The 21,217-nt window shown below is 48.5% G+C and carries 13 protein-coding genes; 3 read left to right on the forward strand and 10 right to left on the reverse strand.

What is annotated here, in order from left to right; translation table 11 throughout:
- Positions 1 to 77 precede the first annotated feature (77 nt).
- Positions 78 to 1,622, reverse strand: coding sequence for a DUF6377 domain-containing protein (locus FJM74_RS16570; RefSeq protein WP_241739214.1), 1,545 nt, complete (start codon positions 1,620 to 1,622; stop codon positions 78 to 80).
- A gap of 336 nt (positions 1,623 to 1,958) precedes the next feature.
- Between FJM74_RS16570 and traN the strand changes: the two genes are divergently transcribed.
- Together traN and FJM74_RS16580 are read left to right on the forward strand one after the other, a co-directional pair.
- Positions 1,959 to 2,780, forward strand: a complete 822-nt coding sequence (gene traN / locus FJM74_RS16575; protein ID WP_187263753.1) for a conjugative transposon protein TraN — start codon at positions 1,959 to 1,961, stop codon at positions 2,778 to 2,780.
- Positions 2,781 to 2,849: 69 nt separating this feature from the next.
- Positions 2,850 to 3,383 carry a hypothetical protein gene (locus tag FJM74_RS16580; protein ID WP_187263754.1) on the forward strand — a complete coding sequence of 178 codons (534 nt, stop codon included), beginning with the start codon at positions 2,850 to 2,852 and terminating at the stop codon, positions 3,381 to 3,383.
- Positions 3,384 to 3,401: 18 nt separating this feature from the next.
- On the opposite strand, the gene pfkA is transcribed toward FJM74_RS16580, so the two are convergent.
- From pfkA to FJM74_RS16615, 7 genes are all read right to left on the reverse strand, one after another.
- Positions 3,402 to 4,373, reverse strand: coding sequence for a 6-phosphofructokinase (pfkA, locus tag FJM74_RS16585; protein WP_187263755.1), 972 nt, complete (start codon positions 4,371 to 4,373; stop codon positions 3,402 to 3,404).
- Between the two features lie 80 nt (positions 4,374 to 4,453).
- Positions 4,454 to 5,473 carry a type I glyceraldehyde-3-phosphate dehydrogenase gene (gene gap / locus FJM74_RS16590; RefSeq protein ID WP_187263756.1) on the reverse strand — a complete coding sequence of 340 codons (1,020 nt, stop codon included), beginning with the start codon at positions 5,471 to 5,473 and terminating at the stop codon, positions 4,454 to 4,456.
- 479 nt (positions 5,474 to 5,952) lie between these two features.
- Positions 5,953 to 8,463 (reverse strand): glycoside hydrolase family 31 protein, encoded by a 2,511-nt coding sequence (locus FJM74_RS16595; protein ID WP_187263757.1) that lies wholly within the window; start codon positions 8,461 to 8,463, stop codon positions 5,953 to 5,955.
- A gap of 367 nt (positions 8,464 to 8,830) precedes the next feature.
- Entirely contained in the window at positions 8,831 to 11,542 is a 2,712-nt protein-coding gene (locus tag FJM74_RS16600) for an alpha-L-rhamnosidase-related protein (RefSeq protein WP_187263758.1), read from the reverse strand.
- A gap of 69 nt (positions 11,543 to 11,611) precedes the next feature.
- Positions 11,612 to 13,033, reverse strand: coding sequence for a sugar MFS transporter (locus tag FJM74_RS16605; RefSeq protein WP_187263759.1), 1,422 nt, complete (start codon positions 13,031 to 13,033; stop codon positions 11,612 to 11,614).
- 37 nt (positions 13,034 to 13,070) lie between these two features.
- Positions 13,071 to 13,925, reverse strand: coding sequence for a hypothetical protein (locus FJM74_RS16610; protein WP_187263760.1), 855 nt, complete (start codon positions 13,923 to 13,925; stop codon positions 13,071 to 13,073).
- Positions 13,922 to 14,278 (reverse strand): hypothetical protein, encoded by a 357-nt coding sequence (locus FJM74_RS16615; RefSeq protein WP_187263761.1) that lies wholly within the window; start codon positions 14,276 to 14,278, stop codon positions 13,922 to 13,924. The genes FJM74_RS16610 and FJM74_RS16615 overlap by 4 nt, the downstream gene beginning before the upstream one ends.
- 487 nt (positions 14,279 to 14,765) lie before the next feature.
- Between FJM74_RS16615 and FJM74_RS16620 the strand changes: the two genes are divergently transcribed.
- Positions 14,766 to 15,050, forward strand: a complete 285-nt coding sequence (locus FJM74_RS16620; protein ID WP_187263762.1) for a hypothetical protein — start codon at positions 14,766 to 14,768, stop codon at positions 15,048 to 15,050.
- A 30-nt stretch (positions 15,051 to 15,080) separates the two neighbouring features.
- Here the strand turns inward: FJM74_RS16620 and FJM74_RS16625 are convergent, their stop codons facing one another.
- Together FJM74_RS16625 and FJM74_RS16630 are read right to left on the reverse strand one after the other, a co-directional pair.
- Positions 15,081 to 17,210, reverse strand: coding sequence for a glycoside hydrolase family 97 protein (locus FJM74_RS16625; RefSeq protein WP_187263763.1), 2,130 nt, complete (start codon positions 17,208 to 17,210; stop codon positions 15,081 to 15,083).
- Between the two features lie 454 nt (positions 17,211 to 17,664).
- Complete coding sequence (locus FJM74_RS16630; RefSeq protein ID WP_187263764.1) at positions 17,665 to 21,183, reverse strand: glycoside hydrolase family 66 protein; 3,519 nt, start codon at positions 21,181 to 21,183, stop codon at positions 17,665 to 17,667.
- Positions 21,184 to 21,217: the final 34 nt, after the last annotated feature.

Consider the following 21,217-nt stretch of genomic DNA (forward strand, 5'->3'; position numbering starts at 1 on the left):
GTGGCAGAAGCTCCGGAGGGGAATTTTGATTCAAATAATTTATAGCACGGATTCAGTGGCAGCCGCTAGACGTAGTGTCAGAAAGCTTTAATTTCCATGATGCGCCTTTCAAACTCCTCGTTTGGTAAGATGGATCTGTTGCGCACTTTTGTCTTATAGTTGTAGATGGTACTTACCGAATACTCCAGGATGCGGGCAATCTGCTCATGATCGTGAATTCCTATCCGGAGCAGGGCAAATATGCGGAGTTCAATGTTCAGCGACTGGTTGTCCTTCATCACGATCTTGTCCTCTTCGCGGAAGTATGAGTTGAACACCGGAACAAAATTGGGGAACAGTTTGATAAAGATTTTGTCGAAACTCAGGTAAAGCGCCTCCCGCTCCTTCTTCAGGTTAATGGACTTCATGACATGGTTTATCTCGTCGAACTTCCGGGCCATTAACTTTTTGTCGATTGATTTCTTGAACTTCTCGATTTTGTCGAGATAATCGGAGTAAACATTAAAGGAATAGCCGATGTACTCTTCCTTGATTTTGTTTGCTTCCATTAGGCGCTCATTCATCTCCTGTAGGTTATTGTTTGCCTCCGTAACCGTGCGTTTAGCTTCCCGCAGCTGTTTCAGCTGCCTGAAAATGATGATGGCAAATAGGATCACCAGCACCGACAGGAGTGTAACGGCTACGGAGTAGATAAACAGACTGCGGCGCTGCCTCTCTACCGTCGCCAGCCGCTCCCCTTCTATAATCGGCAAAATGGCTGCCACCTGGATCTTGCGCTGCCTGGCCCCATAAAAGGTAGCGTCGTGCAGGGCCTGCTTTATATAATCGTAGGCCCGGCTCTCGTCGCCGGTGTTATAGAGGTACTCTGCCAGGGTCATCAGCGCAACGGCCTCTGTCGTGGATGACTTTAGGTCGGCCATAGAAGCGCGGGTCATCAGCTCGATCGCCTTTTCGGTACTGCCTGTTTCCTGGTAGGCAATGGCCAGCGACGAAGCCGCAATAGCATACTCATGCTCTGAAAGCTCAAATTTTTCCAGGATCAGGTGGAAAGTCTTTTTAGCTTTTTCATAGTTCTTTTCCTTCAGGCTTTTTAACCCTAACAACGAGTAGTATTGCAGGCTGTTTTCCTCGCTCAGCACAATAGCAGAATCTAACAGAGCATTGCCCTGCCGGATATAACGGCTGGCAAAGTAATTATCCATGTTATAGGCTGCCAAATCGTAGTAGGCCCTGGCTTTGAGCGAATAGTAATCAATTTTAATGCTGTCAGGGGTAGTGGCAATATTAACGGCGTTTAGGGAGTCGAGTGTTTCTTTGAACATGCCGGACGAGAGCATGGTAAAACTAAGCTTAAGCCTGGCATAAGTAATTCTGGTTGAATCGTCGAGCTCGTGGGCAGTTTCCTGAAGCTTGCGGGCGTAAGTAAAGGCGGAGTCGAACTTAAAGGACCTGTACTCAAAATACAACTTGTTGTAAAGATCAAACTGCTGTAACAGCGATAAGTCATTATCAGATAGCTTGTTGGTCAGGTTCTCGATCCGTTGGTTCGTCTGGTCGATGTACTTTTCTCTGTTTTCGATTACCAAGCTCAGCTCCGAAAGCAAGCTGTCTGGCGGCGACATTGAAAATGCAGATGGAGTATATATCAGGAAGATTATGGTAATTAAGATACTCCATTTTTTCATAGTGCGATCCAATTTTAAGCTTTATAAATACCCGAAGATAGTTGTACTAAAGAATATCTCAAAGCGCCGGAATGTACTAATGTTATTTAGTAGTTCAGCAGCCATTATTTGTAGGTACTAATTATTGAGAACAACGGAAGCAGGAGAACCCGGCAACTGAAAGTGACCGTCCATGCAGGGCACCGCCTCCTGCTGCGTGACCAGGGCACCCGCCGGTAAGATCATTTATTTGTACAGCAACTTTCTTTTACACCTAAACCCTTTCATTCCATCATGAAAAAGAACCTTCTCCTTTCTTTCCTAAGCCTGGTACTGCTTCAATTAACAGTGACTGCGCAGGACCATCCACAAAAAGCACTCGAGCTAACTTCCCAGAAGACCACGACGCTGGTATTCCCCTATACCATCCGAAGCGTAGACCGTGGCAGCCGCGATATCCTGGCCCAGGTGCCAGAAAAAGTGGAGAACGTGCTTCAGCTGAAAGCAGCACAGGAAGGCTTCACGGAAACCAACCTAACCGTTATCACCTCCGACGGCAGGCTCTACAGCTTTGAAGTGACCTATGCCGACAATCCTGCTACCACACTAGTCAAACTCGAACCTCCCACCACGGGCGCGGCTCCGGTTGTTTTTGCCAACACGGACCTGAACCAGGAGCAGCTCCAAACCATTAGCAACCTGCTGGCCGGGGAGCCCCGGCGCTGCTACGGCATCAAAGACAAGGCAGGCAAGGTGAAGGCTATCCTGGAAGGCATCTATGTACAGGGCAACACCTTCTTCTATCGGCTGGTGCTCTCCAACAAATCCCCCGTCCCCTACGACATCGACTTTGTCCGCTTCAGTCTCAGGGACCGGAAACAGGTAAAGCGCACCGCCACGCAGGAAGAGGAGCGAATCCCGCTGTATGCCTATGGCTACGAAGAGAAAACCGTGGAGGCGGGCGGCACGAAAGTACTTGTCTTTGCCCTGGAGAAAGCGCCCATCACCAAAGGCAGGGAGCTGGTCGTGGAGCTCTTTGAAAAGAACGGCGGCAGGCACCTCCAGCTCAAGGTACGCGGCAAGGACATCCTGCAGGCATGCCCCCTGCTGCTTTAATTTCCCTATCCAAAGGTGCTTCCACCATCACGCTAAAACAGCTATTTCATCCACTTAAAATTCACTACTATGAACAAGAACAACCTGGACTACCTGAAAGATGGCCTCAAATACACGGGCTTTGGCACCAACCTCCATGAGGAACTGGAAAAAAACGTGCGGGAGCAGAAACCGGACTTTGAACTGAGGCTGCAGAAGCCCTACTTCGACAGCACGGTGGACTACAGGCTGCACTTTCGCCGCTCAGACCAGAGCGACCTATACTTTTTCAACAAGTATGAGGCCACGCTCAAGCCCGACACCTCCGCCGGGGAAACTTCGCAGACCTTCTACATCAACAAAAACAGCGGCATCACCGCCCGCGAGGCCTATAACCTCTTAAACGGCAGGTCGGTGCACAAGGAGCTGGTCAATGCCGAAGGGCAGCCCTACAAAGCCTGGCTGCAGCTGGACCTGGGGGAAAAGGACCAGCACGGCAACCACAAGGTCAAGCAGTACCACGAGAACTACGGTTTAGCTTTTCAAGCCCCGGGATATGTGAGGATTCCTGGGCTTTTTCTATACAAGCAGGAAGGCGCTGTTTTGATTAAATATTCATTCTAAATTTCATTATTTAAATAACTAAATAGACAGGATTTCAATCATACGGGTATATTCCGGGCTGATTTCTTTTTTCTTGGCGATAGTATCGATTAATGGTGTGTACACCAGTTTGGAATTGATGGTACCGGCCATTACGTCTTTCTGACCTTCCAGCAATCCTTTCACGCAGGCAATGCCCAACCGGCTTGCCAGCAGACGGTCGAATGCAGTAGGTGCTCCGCCCCGCTGCACGTGTCCGAGAATGGTAACGCGGGCATCCATATCAGGTAAGGCCTCTCTTACTTTGGCTGCTACTTTTGTAGAGCCACCCTCTACTTCGCCCTCTGCTATTATTACAATAGACGATGTCTTAGCGTGTAACCAGTCAATCTTTATTTTATCAATAATACTCTCCACGGTAACTGTCGCCTCCGGTATCATGGCAATCTCAGCGCCTCCACCTATGGCACACGGCACGGCAATATAACCGGAGTCGCGGCCCATCACTTCGATAAAGAACACACGGTCGTGGCTGTCGGCGGTATCGCGAATTTTGTCGATTGAGTCGAGGGCTGTGTTTACGGCGGTGTCATAACCAATGGTATAGTCGGTGCCGAACAGGTCGTTGTCAATGGTGCCGGGTGCACCTACTGTCGGGATGCCGAATTCGTCGTAGAATTTTGTGGCACCTGTAAAAGTACCGTTACCTCCAATAGCTACCAGACCTTCTATTCCGGCACTTTGAATTTGTTCATACGCTTTTTGCCTGCCTTCTTTTGTCATGAATTCAGGACTTCTGGCCGACTTTAGGAAAGTACCGCCCTTTTGTACCAGGTTACTTACTGAATGGGACTCCAGTTTGCAGAAGTCGCCATGAATCATGCCGCTATAGCCGCGTCGGATGCCGTATACTTCAATGCCATGGTAAATAGCTGTACGAACCACAGCTCGCAAGCATGCATTCATGCCTGGTGCGTCGCCTCCGGATGTAAAAACCCCTATTCTTTTCATGGCAGATAGATGTTAGTTTAGATAAAAGCCCACCTTCCGGTGGGCTTTCTTACTTTTATATTGCAATAACCAGCTGTTGCTTAGGCGCCAATACGTGCGATAAGGTCAGCGGCCCGGTTAGAGTAGCCGGTCTCGTTGTCGTACCAGGCTACTACTTTCACCAGTGTACCGTTGCAGGAAGTCTGCTCGGCATCGAAGATGCTCGAGTGCGGGTTGCCTACAATATCAACGGAAACGATAGGGTCTTCTGTATACTCCAAAATGCCTTTCATAGGTCCTTCAGCGGCTGTTTTCATGGCAGCGTTTATTTCTTCCTTGGTTACTTCTCTTCTCAGGATGCAGGTAAGGTCGGTTAAAGAGCCGGTAGGGATTGGCACACGCATGGCCACACCGTCCAGCTTGCCTTTCAGGTGGGGAAGTACTAAACCTACGGCCTTGGCAGCACCGGTAGAAGTAGGTACAATAGAAAGGGCAGCAGCACGTGCTCTTCTCAATTCGCTGTGCGGGCCGTCCTGCAGGTTCTGGTCAGCTGTGTAAGCGTGTACAGTGGTGATATAGCCTTTCTCGATTCCGAAAGCATCGTCCAATACCTTGGCCATAGGAGCCAGGCAGTTGGTGGTGCAGGAAGCGTTGGAAACAATACGTTCATCGCCTGTGAGAGTATCTTCGTTTACACCCAGTACGACAGTGGCAATATTGCCTTTGGCAGGAGCCGAGATAACTACTTTACGGGCACCGGCTTCCAGGTGAGAACCGGCACCGGCTTCCAGGTGAGAACCGGCACCGGCTTCGTCCACGAAGCGGCCAGTAGACTCAAGCACTACGTCTACGCCCAGTCTGCCCCATGGCAGGTTTTTAGGGTCACGCTCTGCTGTTACCTGTATAGAAGTACCGTTTACCACGATGGCACCTTCAGTAGCTTCTACCGTGCCGTTGAAGCGGCCGTGAACAGAATCGTATTTTAACAGGTGGGCCAGTGTTTTGGTGTTGGTCAGGTCGTTGATGGCGACTACCTCTACGTTATCCTTGGACTGTAGCGTCCGGAAGGTAAGGCGGCCGATGCGGCCAAAACCGTTAATTGCAACTCTAATCTTTGACATAATTTAGGTAAGGTATTTGTTTAGGTTTCATGAGGTTTATGAAAGACATAGAACACAATATGCCAATTTTAGTGTAACTAATAGTTACATTAAATCAAGTAGAGTGTTAGATTGTAGCAGTAATTTGATAGTACCTTAAAGAGTATGTACCAAAGCATATATAAGGCATTCAAAATGGTAAGGTTGATTTTTATTACTGCAATTATTTTATAGAATGACCAAAGCATAATAATAGATGTAAGTAAAATCTCTTCAAGAGAAAAAGGGAATGTAATGGCTTCCACTATTTAGCTTCAAATAGATTTCAATTGCCCCAAATCTTTTTACTTCACGAAGCTAGGTCTACAACACCTAAGGGAGGAGGAGGAAAAACAACCAAAAATATAGGCGTTTTGTAATAATAACTCTATATAGCTGCCACTGTCTTCAAACATGCTTCCCAGAATCCCAATAAAAAGATGAGATAGGCCATGCTCCTGTTATTTAACCACCAGCACCTGTACTTCCTTCCCGGTATCAGGCACTTTGATGGAGCACACTCCGCTTTCTTTGTTCCAGCTCCAGAGCAGGCTTTTCATATCTGCTTCTGTTGACTTCTGTAATTCGGCCTGTTTAACTGTTTTAACTTTTTTCCCATTTAAAAGGACAGACTTCGGCTTTTGCTCCAGGTGCAGTTTAAGTACATAATTCCGGCTGCCTGGCACCTTGTAGCCATTTTCTTCCCGTCCGTGTACTTTCACATCATAACCTTCTTTGGTAGTAGCGCAAGAAAACCTCGTTTTGCTGTAGATGCTTTTCTTATAATCGTTTGTTTCGCCGTCATCTTCGTACAATGCGAACGTAGCCTGCTGGTTCTGCACAGCCGGGAAAATCTCCAAGCTCACCGGATAGACCGGTTGCTCATGTATGTACTGCATCACGGGCATCATCGGGATAATAGCGCCTCTTTTCACAAACAATGGTGTTACTTCCAACGGCGCCTCATAATCTATCCAGCGGGAGCCTTTGTAGCTGGTCTTGCCATCGTTGAAATCTATCCACTCCCCTTCCGGCAGGTATACCCGTTTAGATGTTGCTCCTTTCTCCACTACCGGTGCCACCAACAGTTCCCTGCCAAACAGGTATTGCCCATCTGTTTTGAAAGTCTCCGGGTCGTTGGGGTACTCCAGCAGCAGTGCGCGCATTAGCGGAACACCGGTGTCGTGTGCTTCACGGGCGTAGGTGTAAATGTAAGGGAACAGCCGGTACTTCAGCTCGATAGCTTTTTTTGAGATGCGCTCTGCTTCCTTACCGAACCGCCAAGGCTCCACGGCATTATCACCTTCGTGGTGCGCCCTGCTCAGCGGGTTCATCACACCGAACTGCAGCCAGCGCACATACAACTCTGCCATGGCCGGGTAGTCGGTGATGTCGCCGCAGTAACCGGAGATGTCGCAGGCCCAGAACGGGATGCCGCCCATTCCGGCCGACAGGCTCAGCGGTATCTGGTTGGCCAGCTGATGCCAGCCGTCCAGTACGTTATTGCCGTTACCGGCGTCGCCGGACCATCCAAAGGTGTAGCGCTGGAGGCCTGCATAGGCTGCCCGTGTCATCTGGAAAATGCGCTGGTTTGGGTTGTGCTTCTCGAACTGCTCTGTTACAATTTTATCCCATGTCAGGCCGTACACGTTATGAATTTCGTCGTGCATGCCCAGGTGGTGCTTCATATAGAGGCGATCGGTGGCATCTTCGTTGCTCCAGGCAGGCTCGCCCATGTCTGTCCAGAAGCCGCGCACACCATCGTTCAGCGGCTTTTGCTGATATTTACCCCACCAATCGGCTACGCCTGGTTTGGTGAAGTCCACCACGCCGCAGTCGCCGCCCCAGGGCCAGGGCATGTTGTAGGATTTGCCGGTTCGGGTGTCAGTGGTTAGGAACCCAAGCGAATCAGCCTCCCGCCACTGCTTTTCGTTTGCCTGCGAAATGACAGGGTCTTGCGAGATAATCATTTTAAAGCCCATTGCTTCCAGGTCTTTTACCATTTTGGCCGGGTCGGAGTAATTATTTTTCTTCCAGTCAAAATCCTGCAGGCCCTGCACCCAACCAATGTCTTGGTACATGATGTCGTTTGGTATTTGGCGCATCCTGAATTCAGCCGCTATTTCACGGGCTTGTTGTTCGCTCTTATACAAGCCACGGCTCTGCGAGAAACCGAGCGCCCACTTCGGCGGCATGATAGGCTGCCCAGTCAACTGAATATAGTTCTGAATTATCTGCTTGTAATTATTCCCGAATATGAAATAATATAGCATTTCGCCTCCGGGCGCCTCGAAGCTGTAGTAGTCGCTGGACTCGGTACCGAATTTGAATTCTGATTTGTAAGTGTTGTCGAAGAAGATACCGTAGTTGTAGCTGCTCATAAAGAATGGGATGCTCTTGTAGAGCGGGTCCTGTGCAGCACCATAACAGGGCTGATCGCTGTTCCACATCTTATAGGAGCGGCCTCGTTTGTTTAGCGGGCCAGCCTTTTCCCCCAGCCCAAAGAACTGCTCATCTGACTTCATCGCTTTATAGGCTACTAGTTTGTCACCTTCTTTCACCAGGCCCTTGTCTTTGAAATCGCTGAGCAGCGGTTTCTGGTACTTGTCGAAAAAATGAAGCTGGAATGGCTCTTTGTTTACCCGTATCCGCAGGAAATCTGTGAAAAGCTCGTAGGCTTGCGGCTGCTCGTTTACTTGCAGCGTGCCCATCTCCTCCAGCTGCTCGTTTACCACGGCAAACGATTCGTTTGTTCGTTTAAACTCTCCAATTGGTTCGTACCAAACCTTCACCACACTTCTGCTGCAGAGCTGAAGTTGTACTTTAGAGCCATTCTCGCAATTGAAAATTACCTTGTTACCATTTACGGTATAGGAAGTGCACTTGCCGGGGCTGACGGATTGTTGCGTTTTCTGAGCGTAGACGCTCAGGGACAGAAAAGTGTAGAGAAAGAGAAGTAAATACTTTTTCATGTTCGTGATGGGAAATGATGAAAATGAGCAAAAGGTCTTTTTTGAAGGAGGTAAAGGAGATGTTGCAGCGACTGAAGGCAAATTTTGAGCTGATGATTGTGCAGCATAGGTCTAAAATATTGTTCACATGTGTAAATCATCCCCAAGCTTCTTTCAAAGGGGACAAAAAATAGCCATCTCAACTGCTTCATGTTTTTAACTTGGAGTTTTAAAGGGTATGCTTTGAGCTTGCGTGGCTTGTGCATCAGAAGCTGGTATTCGCAGGCTGAAAGCTTGCCTCAGGGAAGCCACAAGTTGAAAACTAGAAATATTCATTAAGGTAAATGGTTGTAGAAGTAACACCGGCCTGTGCCGGTGCTATTTTTGCTTACTTAATTTTAACCACCCGCATATTGTCGAGCATGGCTTGGTTAATTTCCAGGTTCATGTTTTCGTTGGCGGGTTCAAAGGAAATGGTGACAGCGTGTGTGCCTTTTTCAAGCGGCACCTGTACAGGATTGGTGTACCCCCAGTTGGACCACTCGTCGGTGCCGCGCTGCGGAAGCACAACAGTACCGGCAAATGCATCATTCACACGGAGTGTTCTGATCGCACATTTGTTCTGGGTGTTAGTGGGACCGTTGCCGTTGGCGTAACGGAAGTCGATGGCATACAATCCCGGTGCCGGTACTGTTATATTTACTTTAAGGGTGGTGTTCTTCTGCTTCGCTATCTCCACAAAGCCGGTGCCTGCAAAGCCTTTATAAGGTAAGGCTGCCTTTAGAGCTGCATTTTCCAGTTCATATATCTGCACACTGCCTGTTAGCGTAACCAGCGGCTCGCTGGCAAACGACTCTACTCCTGCCCCGCTTACGGCTATTACCTGATATTCGGCATAGCCATTTCCTGGTAGTGGGTAGGTAGTCGTGGTAGTGGTAGTTACTACTTTGCCGTTCTTCAGCACTTTATAGGTGGCAGCGCCTTCTACCTGTTTCCAGCTTAAGCTACTGCCCGCAATGCTTACCTCAGGAGCTGCTGGTGACACCAGGTGCTCCACCCTGTTTAATTGCTGCTCCGGCACATTAGTACTGGTGAGCACTATTTTCACCTGATGCCTTCCCTGCAGGTCACCCGGCACTTCGGCATTAGCCAGCGGTTTGCCATCCAGTGTGATAGCTTTTATCCGGTTGCCATAGCCTTCCATTTCAATATCCAGCACGGCCTGGCGGTATTTGAAATTGGTGAGGTTGCGCTTTCCGTTGTAGGCTTTCGGCACGAACGGTTTGAACACGAGGCTGTTCATTTGGAAATCTATCCCGTACAGCACTTTATAGACCATGCTGATGTTACCGGCCACGCTCCACAACTGCCTGCTGGAGTTAATCTGGGTTCCGGCGAAGTCGCCGTTGCTGGCTACGAAGTTCTCCTTGTTTGTCAGGAACAGGGCAGCTGGTCGGTAAATGGCGCTCATGCTTTCGGTCAGCGCCTGCTCGTTGCCGGCTTTGGCGGCTGCCAGCGACCAGTAAGCCTGCACAAAGGGCCAGATGCCGTTGTTGTGGTAAGGCGGGATATTTGGAATATGCGGGAATATACTCGGTATGCCGTAGGCGTTAACAGGGGTATTTTCCACGACCATTTTTTCCTTTGCCTCATCTGTTATATCATACAGTACCGCCAGCGCCTCTCCCAGTGCCTCGGACCGTGGCGACAGTATTTTATAATTACGACCGTACAGGTATTGCCCGTAGTAGCCTTTGTTCGCCATCCAAAGGTAGTCGTTCATGCCTTTTTTAATTACCTCGGCAATGTCCTGGTATTTAGCAGCGGCCTTCCCGTCGTTCAGCAGCTTTGCCATCTCTGACAGGATAACATTGGCGCGGTAGTGAACGGCGTTGGTACCCAGGCATTCCGATTCGTAAATATCCACCGGCTGCATCCACTTCGGATAGGTCTGCTCGCGCCAGTCGAGGAACGAGGATTCTCCTTTCACGAGTCCGGTTTCGCGGTCGTAGGCGTTTTTCAGGTCGTCTTCCACGGAGTTGCGGATGATGTCGTAGGCTTGCTGCAGCCATTTTTTGTCGCCGGTTACTTTATAAATTTCCCAGGCAGCATCAGCCCACACTATGCGGTCGGTGGAGACGGGGTAAGCACCACCGGTGCCTGTGTCCTGGATTATTCGTCCGTTCTGCACCTTGCGCATCAGGCTGTACTGCGACACTTTGGGCTGCAGCGTGGCCATGCTGAGGATGATGCTGTAGCTGATGTCGCGGGTCCAGACGCCTGCCCACTCCTCACCTGTCCGGAAGGTGCTGTCAGTCTCAATGTCCTGCTGCATCTCTTCCAGGGACAAGTTGTAGAGCACGTCCGTCAGCGGGTAATCCGATTTGTATTGCGGGAAAGCGGAGAGGTTGTGTGTCAGTTTCCAATTGCCAGCGGTTGCTTTTTTCTCCTCCGGTTTGTTCAGCGTAAGCGTCACTTCGTAGATACCATCTTTTTCCGGATCCTTCAGTTCCAGCTCCGGTTTGTTCACTAGATTGTCGAAGTCCCACATGAGCGGAGCCGTGTTGCCGGCGATGAACACCTGCTTAAAATCTTCTTTATAGATTTTAGTGCCGTCGAAGGTAATGTAATAGCCCTGCTTCTCAAACGACTGCAGCACATGCCGCATGTCCAGCTTCACAGTAAAGGTAGTATTGGGCGTCAGAAAGGTATTAGCCGGCACAACGGAAGTATCCACATATTGCTTTCCGAAGGTGATAACAGGCGTTACGCAGCCACCACTTTCGGAGGAGCAGATAAAACGGTGATCCTTGCCCGAAATCATTTCGTTGTCTTTGCCATTTATGCTGAACTTAAACACCAGTTCCGGGCTCTGAAACTCATTGGCAGGGCTCTGGTAGTTAGAAATCATCTCGGTAGAAGACAGCACCTTTGCCTCATGCTCCTGCTGTACTACCCTGTCCGGGTAGATGGTATAGGCTACGGACTGCCAGACAGCGCGCTGGTTTACGGCTGGCTGTGTTACCGTTTGCTGCGTCTGGCAGGAACCGAGGCCCAGTAGCACAAGGAAGAATCCGGTTTTTAGATTTATGTGTTTCATGGATGCGTTTTTATTGTCCTGGTATACTGTTCCATCCCTGAAAGTGCAGGAATGAGCCGGAGTAGCCTTTTAATTATTTTCCCGCTTCACCGGTTTAGAACCCAGGAAGCCGTAGTACACAATATAGGCGTAGCACAGCAGGGGCACGAAGAACGAGAGCTGCAGTTCACCGGAGGCGTCAGCAATAATTCCCTGCAGCGGCGGCACGATGGCGCCACCTACTATGGCCATCACGAGCAGGGATGCCCCCTGGCTGGTGTGGATGCCCAAGCCTTTGATGGCAAGGTCGAAAATGGTAGGGAACATGATGGAGTTGAAGAGGCCAATGGCTATTAAGGACCACATGGCCGCTTCTCCCCGTCCATAAATAGCAAACAAGAGCAGTACAATGACACTGATTGCGTACAAACCAAGGGTCCGGTTTGGAATGAATCTTCCGGCAAACAGCACCACCATATTCAGCAGGATAAGGCCCAGTGCTGTGAGCGCCAGGTGGAGGTCGTAAAGCTGGTAAACGGTAATAAAGGTAAGGACCGCTATTACCGCGATGAGGCCATACTTGTGGCTGCTCTTATTGAACTGCGCCAGCCCGATGGCTCCGAAGAACCGGCCAATCATGGCGCCACCCCAGAAAAAGGCCAGGTAATATTTTGCTTCCGACTCGGCCAATCCCGCTACCTGCGGCAGCTCCAGAAACCCAATCAGGAAACTACCAATGGACACTTCGCCACCCACGTACATGAAAATGCACAGAATGCCAAGCACCAGGTGCCGGTGTTTCAAGGCACCTGCATCGGCTGTTATCTTCCCCTCTCCTGCTAATTGCGGGAGCTTCGCCAGTTTAATTATGGCAGCCAGGACCAGTAAGGCTCCTGCCAAACCCAGGTAAGGAAGCTTCACGGATTCTGCACCCACTGCCTGCATTCCCTCTGCTGCTCCAAAAATCAGGAAGCCACCTACTACCGGGGCAATGGTAGTACCCAGCGAGTTGAGTGCCTGCGTCATGTTCATACGGCTGGAAGAACTCTCAGCAGGTCCGAGAACTGCCACATAAGGGTTAGCCGCAATTTGCAGAATGGTGATACCTGAAGCCAGCACAAACAGCGCCAGCAGGAAAAAGCCATAGCTCAGGAATTCCGCCGCCGGGTAAAAAAGCAGGCAACCGGTAGCCGCCACAAACAAGCCCGTAATGATGCCATTTTTGTAACCAATCCGGATGATGGGGTCACCTTTGGTGATGGAGAAACCGAAGTAAAGCAGTGAAACTATAAAATAAGCTCCAAAAAAGGCCGTCTGAATCAGCATGGCTTGCCAGTGCTGCAGTACAAACACGGCCTTCAGCTTTGGTATCAGGATATCATTGAGGCAGGTGATAAAGCCCCACATAAAGAAGAGCATGGTTACGGTTACCAGGGAACCAGTGTAATTCTTTGGAGCCTCACTTCCAAAAGGAGTGGCGGCTGGTTTGGAGGCTGGTGCTAAAACGGCCATATTTTATCTTTAGATTTAGATGATATATCTGTTACATTTAAGCCAGTTGTTCCATTTTCCGGTGGAAAGCGACCAGCCCTTCGCCAGGGCTTTTGATGATGGTACTAATACGTGCACCGTACTTTTCTGCCACTTGGTGCAGCCCCTCAGAGAAATGGTAGGCAATGGAACCGACAAAGTTTACCGGCAGTTCTGTAAAACCCGAGTACTTACTCACCTGTGTTGCGAAAAAGCCATCGAAGTTCTGGTACACCATCTCCTGCATCAGCGGGTGCTCTATGTTATCCAACACAAAACGTGTAAAAGCAGCCAGGTAAGTGCCGGGCATGCTGTTGTTATATACCGTATCCAGGATACTATCTTTAGTCAGATTATACTTTTGCTTCAGGGCCTGCGCCAACTCGGCAGGCAATTCGCGGTACAGGTATGCCTTTATCAATATTTTGCCCAGGCATGCGCCACTTCCTTCGTCGCCCAGCAGGAAACCCAGCGAGGGAACATTGTCGATTACCTGATTACCGTCGTAGAGGCAGGAATTAGAGCCGGTGCCCAGGATGCAGGCAATACCAGGTTCGTTGCCACACACGGCGCGCGCTGCTGCCAGCAGGTCGTGGTCTACGTGCAGTTCGCTCTCCGGGAAAGCTTTTCGTAGCGCTTTCTCCACCCGCAGGTTCCTGTCTGCAGAGCTGCAACCTGCACCATAATAGTAGATAATTTGAGGCTGCTCCCCTTTCAGTTCCGGCAGGAGTCCTTCCTCCAGGATAGGGTAAATCTGGTCCGGGTTGAGGTACTGCGGATTGATACCTCTGGTGTATACCTGTTTTGTCACACCTGCATCGTAGAGGATGCGCCAGTCGGTTTTGGTGGAGCCGCTGTCTGCTACAAGATTCATAGGTTTGGATATAAATAATGCTGAAGCGCCTCAGGGCTTAAATGCTGCAGCTTTAAGAACATGAGCATGTCGTGGTCAGCCTTTACTTCGCTTTGTGGGAAAGCACGTCGCAAGACTTCTTCCAGCAGTTCATTCCGCTCACTGGAGCTGTAGCCGGCACTGTAGTATTTAATGACTGCTGCCGGCTCTGTTTCCATCTGCGGGAGCAACTCGTTTGTGACAATCTGGTATAACTGGTTCACGTCCTGGTACTGCGGGTTAATGCCCACTGTAAAAACTTGCTTAACAGTACCCGACTCATAGACTATCCGCCAATCCGTCTTTTTCGCTCCGCTATCTGCTATCAGTATCATAGGCTTGTGCTTTAAAAGGTTAAACAAATATGTACTTGTTAGTATAGTCTCCGGCTGTTGATTTACTTGCTTTGATTAAGGAATCGCCTTCGCACTAACAATCGTTATTTACCCCACAAATGAACAAGGCTTTAAAAGCAACATCAATTAATACATTTGAAATATAGAAAATACTGGCAATTTTTATTTACTACACCTTGAATATGAGGCTTTTACGATCGGTTTTATTTAATAATAATATAAGCTAATTATGAAGACAAAGGCACTTATAAAGAGGCTACAACTGACTGTAGAACGGAGATAAAACTTACTTATGGTTTGACTTTAATGCATGTGGTGTACTGCCTGTAGCATATTGAGCAACAAAAAAATCGCCCACAGTAGCTAGCAGCTGGTAAAAATGGCAGCTAATTGCCAAAGTGTGGGGGCTGTTATAGTGGGTGCATTTTTGGCTGATAAGGAGTTTTGTACCAGGTGACTTACATTCTTGAAATTTCTAAAGCTGCCTGGGGCTTCCCTTCAGGAAGATAAGTTCGAGCAGTTGTGTTACAGCTCTTTATTGCAGCAGTGGCTATGGTGGCAGGAGCTACCTGGATTTAAGGCCCATTCAGAAAACGCAGCTGCTATTTTTTTACCAATCATCCTAAAATCAAAGAGCATCCACAGAACCTGCAACGGCTTTGATGGATGCTCTTTGCCTAAACTACCTGTTCCTTCCTTTGGTGGTGCAGTCGCTGTGGAGGCAGGTGCAGCAGTCTTTATAATAACCTAATGCAGCATATGCACGCTCAGAGGACGTCAGCTACAAACGCTTTAACCCTTTCAACTGGTTTTTATCTGCTTCTATAAAGCTGATAGCAAAACCTCCTCCGGGAGCGACGAACTGCGATAAATTAGATTTACTGTTCACCACTACTTTTTGGATAGTGTACGCTTGCGGATTTGTTTTAAAATGGGCATCTTTTGCATCAGCATAGATAGTGGCTATGTAGTTTTTCCCTGACTCTAAAAAGTCGAACTTTATTTTAGAGGTACGCGCCTCGTTTCCGCCTACACTTCCTAAGAACCACTGCCCGGTTTTCTTTGCTTTACGGGCTACCGTTACATAGGCCCCCGGCTCTGCCTCCAGGTATTTGCTATCGTCCCAATCAACGGCTACATCCTTAATAAACTGGAAGGCATCCGGAAATTTTTCGTAGTTTTCAGGAAAGTCTGCGGCCATTTGTAACGGGCTGTACATGGTCAGGTAGAGAGCCAGTTGGTTTGCCAGTGTGCTGTTTACATGGGATCCGTTATGCAAATCCATTTCAAAAATGCCGGGGGTATAGTCCATAGGGCCACCTATCAGACGTGTAAACGGCAGGACCGTGACGTGATTGGGTTTAGAGCCTCCAAAAGCTTGGTATTCTGTTCCTCTGGCCGATTCGTTGCTAATCAGGTTTGGATAGGTACGGGCGATACCGGTCGGGCGAACAGCTTCGTGGGCGTTAACCATGATTTTATAATCTGCAGCTTTTTCAATGGCATACTGGTAATGATTTATTATCCATTGACTGTAGTGGTTCTCGCCGCGGGGAAGAATATTTCCTACGTAGCCACTTTTCACGGCATCGTAGCCATTGTCTTTCATGAACTGATAGGCTGTATCCAGGTGCCGTTCGTAGTTGCGAATGGATGAGGAGGTTTCGTGATGCATAATCATTTTTACACCTTTAGATTTGGCATAATCCCTTACTTCCTGCACATTGAAATCGGGATACGGCGTCACGAAATCGAACACATAGTCTTTGGAGTTCCCGAACCAGTCTTCCCAGCCCTGGTTCCAGCCTTCTACCAGTACGGCATCGAAACCATGTTTTGCTGCAAAATCGATATGCCGCTTCACATTGGCTGTGGTGGCGCCGTGTTTGCCGTTTGGTTTTGCTTTGGTATAATTGGTCACACCAAGCTGTACAGCAGGATATTCATCGGTATAAGCCCAGGAGCTTTTACCTGTAATCATCTCCCACCAGACACCTACATATTTGGTCGGTTTTATCCAGGAAGTATCTTTTATTTTACTGGGCTCATTAAGGTTATAAGTCAACTTTGAAGCCAGAATTTTACGGGCATCGTCGCTTACCATGACAGTGCGCCAAGGTGTGGTAGCGGGTGCCTGCACATACCCTTTATCGCCTCTTGCATCGGGCGTCAGCCAAGACTCAAACACCATATTCTTATCGTCCAGGTTCAGGTGCAGCACTGGGAAATTGATAAGCGCTGCTTCGTGAAGGTTGATGTAGAGGCCATCATCAGACTTCATCATCAGGGAGGTTTGCACACCGGTTGGCGAGAATGATGTTTGCGATACATTCTCTGTTATGGAGGCATTCATCAGGCCTCTGATTTCCGAAAGCTTAGAAGTGGTATAGTCGTATTCCTGCGTATCATAATCTCCTGGAATCCAAAAGGCGGTGTGGTCGCCGGTCATAGCAAACTGTGTCTTTTCTTCTTTCACAACAAAGTAGGAAAGATTAGGCTGCGCCGGGAATTCATATCTGAACCCTAGGCCGTCATTGAACAAACGAAACCGTATAATCATGTTGCGGTTTTTAGGCTCCTGCTGCGCTAAGGTCACCGCCAGTTCGTTATAGTTGTTGCGGATAGTTTTCACTTCTCCCCAAACAGGATTCCACGATTCGTCTACGGAAGCCTGCTCTGTGTTGGCTACAGTAAACCCTTTGGCAAAGGACCCCGCATCTTTTGTTTCCAGGCCTAACCTGCTTTGTTTGATAACGAGTTTCTTTTTGTAGGTTAACTGGTAAGTGGGTTCGCCATTCTCTTTCAATTCGAAGGTGAGCGTCAGGTTTCTATCTGGCGAGGTGAGTACCTGCGCATATACCTGCAACGTGAGAAAACAGGCCACAAGGCTTAAATATATTTTACGGAGCATATTATGTATGGTAAATAGTGATAAAAAGCAATGCAAAACACCAGCAAACAATTAAGGGATATAGAAGCACAGCAGCTGAAAAACTTCTTTAAGAACAAAGGTTTAGCGGCCGGTGGCTAACGCTTACGATTGTTAGTGTGTATTGCAAATTTGTGGTGCTCTGCAATAAACATCAATTTATAAACCTAAAATATAGAAAATAACAGCGACCAATACCACATAACATGTTGAAAACCAAAATTATAAACAGAAAATGTATTAATAAAAGTATAAGCACATTTTAGAGCCTAATCTGTCTTAAAAGCATCAAAGTAGGAAGCATTTTAAACTTTTTCCCTACAACAGGGTAAGAAATCTGCTTAAGGTGCAATAAAAAAGTAGCAGCCGTAATATGTTACAGCTGCTACTTCGCAAAAAAAGAGATTTATGAACTTAATTGCTTTTCAGAAGAAGGTTATCTGATAATTAGTTTCTGTATAGTGGCTTCTGTGCCGTTGTTTACATGCACCAGGTACAGACCACCTTGCCACTTGCCGGTGCTGATGTCGAGGGTAGCACCTGCTTCGGCGGAGGCTTTGTATACCAGTTTGCCTACGGCGTTGTAAATGGTAACTTCTGCTGTAGATGACAATTTGCTGTTCAGGCTTATTTTTACGGAGCCATGGGCTGGGTTCGGGTAAATCTGAGTGAGTTGTTGTTCTGCTTCAACCGTAGCAGGCACAGCTTCTCTGTTTTGGGAAACCGGCTCAATAGCAAACTGCTGGTGTGCGGCGGCTGTATAGAAGTACTGATTTACCGCTGCTTCGTTGGCAGTGGAGGCACCGTATACATCCAACACTTTGCCGCTTTTCCTGTTCTCTATTTTGAAGTTGCCGTCACCTGCATCTATAATGCTCCAGTCCTGGCTCGTGGTATTTACCGGCGTCCACTGGTGAATGGCGACTCCTTCTGCTGTGCTTCCACCGACCACATCCATAGCTTTGGAACTATGTGTCGCGATGAGCTTGAAGTAACCATTACCAGGTCCTTCCAACAGCCACTTTTGGTTTGCCGCGCCCAGGTACTCGTATTGGTAAATGATGGTACCATCGGTGGTTAACTGTTGCTTTACATCAAGTGCCTTGCCACTGTGCTTCGCTGTAATTTTATACACACCGCCTGCTACCACACCTGCCGGTGCGCTGATGGAATAAGCTGTTGTGGCGACTGAGGAATTAATCATTCCTGGTTTAAAGGCGACTGCTTTTAGAGTACAGGTATTTGAAACTGTAACCGGACCGGTGTATACAGCCGATGCTGTAGTTGGCGTACTGCCGTCGGTGGTGTAATGGATAGTAGCCCCCGAAGTAGCCGAGGTAATGGTAACAGCCACAGGACCTGTGTAGGTAACGGAAGCGTCTACGGAGCTGATAATTGGGATAGCAGCCGTTTCCATAGCGTTGCTCAGCAGCTGCAGCGACCATTGCTGGTGTTGTACCCCGGTATACAGGTACTGCTTTACAGCTGTGCCATCTGTGGTAGCGGCTCCATACACATCCAATACGCTGCTGCTCTTCCTGTTTTCTATTTTAAGGTAGTCGCTGCCAACATCGAACAGGCTCCACTCCTGGCTTTCCGTGGTTAAAGGCTCCCACTGGTGCAGGTCTGCACCTTCCGCTGTGCTTCCTCCAGCTACATCCAGAGCTTTTAAGCTGTGGGTAGCAAAGATTCTATAATAGCCATTGCCTGCATCTTCAATCTTCCATTTCTGGTTGGCTCCTCCAGTGTACTGCCACTGCTGCGCCATGGCTCCGTTTGTGGTAGCTGTTTCGCCGCCTGCTATTTCCAGCACTTTGCCGCTGTGCCTTGCCGAAATCTGGTAGATGCCTCCGGATACAATTCCTCCTGCAGGAATACTGATGGTATAGGCTGCCGTGGATACAGGTGAATCCGCCAGACCGGCTTTGGAGGCGTAGGCGTTGAGGGTACAGGAGTTAGAGATGGTGATTGGGCCTGTATACTGCGGTGAAATGGAAGTTGGTGTGGTACCATCAAGGGTATAGCGGATAATAGCATCAGGTGTAGCAGAGGCAATGGTGACAGTGGGTGCAGCGGTATATGTGCCACCGTCCGTACTAAAAGCAGGCGCTGCCACGGTTGCCACACTGCTTCCGGTTTCGGCTACAAGCATGGTCCAATATTTCAGCTGAGGCAGGTTTACTGTTACCACCCCGTTTGCCTGTGAATACTGCGACGATGTAAGCAGTTGCGGCAGTCCGTTGTTGAAATCCGGCGATGCTACCCACATGCGGGTAATGGGAGTAGTGTAAGAAAACTGCAAAGATAGATCGCTGATGGTTATTGGTACGGGCTGCGATTGTGCATTATCCCTCCAATTCATATGGTTTGCATTTGAGAAATTGAGCAAGTGAAATGCCTGATTGTTGCCCCACTGCACACCTACTGTAGCGACTTTGCCCTGCATTTCGTGCTGATCTTCGCGCCAGTAAGTCACCGAGTTAACAGATGATCCTGCACCCGAGAGCGTTACATTATTAAAGGTTCTCCCATCGCGTAGAATGTTTTCATAAGCTACTGCGAAATCGTAATAGGTCAGCAAGTCATTTTCCAACTGTGCTGACATTTTCAGGTTGTTGTTCGGAAAATATGGGTTTGCCAGCATGTGCTCACCTAGTTCGATGTGCGCCCCGCCAAAAGCAAAGATAACGGCATCGGCCATCAGCACACTTGCGTCATTAAAGATCCCTGTATTTTCCGACTTATCTTTGTTTACATAAGCCGCTAATACTGTGTTAGTGTTTTTTAGCTCTATGTTTGTTTGTATAGCTTTACCAAGGTCATAATACCCTTCATGAGCCCCCCACAGTTCGGAATAAGTAAAACTTACCGGAGCCTGCGTGATGTTCTCTTGCCCATACTGATCAACGGCATTCATAACTAGGTATTTATTTGGCCTGGCATTTTTAGATTCAGTTAAAAAGGTGCCAAAAGATTGGTTGGGATGCGTTTCGATGAAGCTATTGTACTTGTAAAGCGGACCGAACTTTCCTAACTGGTCTGCGTGATAGCCATCAAATGACAAGCCTGCCGCATCATATACTTCATTATGAGCATTAATAATAAAATTTCTCCAATTTGCATTACCGGGGTCATAAACTGGTAAGTTTTGGGTTTCCCAGGAATGATGAAAGCAGCAGTGGCTCCATTGGTTTGTGCCATCCTGATTCCAGAATAACCCCCATTCTTTATTTACTCCCGGGGCATTTGGATAGGCGCCATAAACGAGGTTATAGAACATCGCTTTCATATTTTTATTATGCGCTCTGTCTATGTATCCTTTCACGGTACTTAAATAAGCTCGTTTGCCGCTAAGTTCATCCCATTCAGAAGCAGGATTAGAGGCTGTTCCGGCCAGCGGGTCGTGGTGCGTGTCCATCCAGTCGTAAAACTGCAGTCCATTGATGTGGAACCGGGTGAGCTTGTTGATGACCGTATCCATGCCCCAATCAGAGATGGGGGCAAAGGTAGTGTCTGTTATATCCTGCCTGTACTTTGACAAGAAACCATATCGTGGAAACTTCGTCCAGTCAGATGACACATCTACTGCAATCGTTACCTCATCTAGAACAGTGCTTCCGTTCCGAAGCTCGGCTTTTACCATGTAGCCATTAAAATCAGCGTTAGGCGTTACCCACGACCAGTTGACCGTATTCCCGGATACCACTACTGCCTGCTGCGTAACGACGGTTGACAAATGATAATAAGACACCTGCAGCGACAATCCTGTGACCGACTGCTCTAACGCCAGTGTAAAATCCACGACAGCTCCCGGCGAATAGGCTGCTTTATCTTTTGAGATACTCTTTATCCATTCACCACTAGCTATCTGCCGGACCGGTTTGGCCCGCGCCGCCGCCCGGGCACTTTCTGAAAATGCAAAAACTGTAACCAAACAAATAACCATTGACAACATGCGAATAAGCTGATGTTGCCATCGGCCGCTTGTG

This window comes from Pontibacter beigongshangensis, from assembly GCF_014332515.1.
Lineage (GTDB): Bacteria > Bacteroidota > Bacteroidia > Cytophagales > Hymenobacteraceae > Pontibacter > Pontibacter beigongshangensis.

Bases quoted from the DNA above. Each gene is read 5' to 3' on its own strand.
- FJM74_RS16605 (WP_187263759.1), bottom strand. From the start codon at position 13,033: ATGGCCGTTTTAGCACCAGCCTCCAAACCAGCCGCCACTCCTTTTGGA.
- gap (WP_187263756.1), bottom strand. From the start codon at position 5,473: ATGTCAAAGATTAGAGTTGCAATTAACGGTTTTGGCCGCATCGGCCGC.
- FJM74_RS16570 (WP_241739214.1), bottom strand. From the start codon at position 1,622: ATGTCGCCGCCAGACAGCTTGCTTTCGGAGCTGAGCTTGGTAATCGAA.
- FJM74_RS16610 (WP_187263760.1), bottom strand. From the start codon at position 13,925: ATGAATCTTGTAGCAGACAGCGGCTCCACCAAAACCGACTGGCGCATC.
- FJM74_RS16595 (WP_187263757.1), bottom strand. From the start codon at position 8,463: ATGAAAAAGTATTTACTTCTCTTTCTCTACACTTTTCTGTCCCTGAGC.
- FJM74_RS16615 (WP_187263761.1), bottom strand. From the start codon at position 14,278: ATGATACTGATAGCAGATAGCGGAGCGAAAAAGACGGATTGGCGGATA.
- FJM74_RS16630 (WP_187263764.1), bottom strand. From the start codon at position 21,183: ATGTTGTCAATGGTTATTTGTTTGGTTACAGTTTTTGCATTTTCAGAA.
- pfkA (WP_187263755.1), bottom strand. From the start codon at position 4,373: ATGAAAAGAATAGGGGTTTTTACATCCGGAGGCGACGCACCAGGCATG.
- FJM74_RS16580 (WP_187263754.1), top strand. From the start codon at position 2,850: ATGAACAAGAACAACCTGGACTACCTGAAAGATGGCCTCAAATACACG.
- traN (WP_187263753.1), top strand. From the start codon at position 1,959: ATGAAAAAGAACCTTCTCCTTTCTTTCCTAAGCCTGGTACTGCTTCAA.
- FJM74_RS16625 (WP_187263763.1), bottom strand. From the start codon at position 17,210: ATGCTCCGTAAAATATATTTAAGCCTTGTGGCCTGTTTTCTCACGTTG.
- FJM74_RS16600 (WP_187263758.1), bottom strand. From the start codon at position 11,542: ATGAAACACATAAATCTAAAAACCGGATTCTTCCTTGTGCTACTGGGC.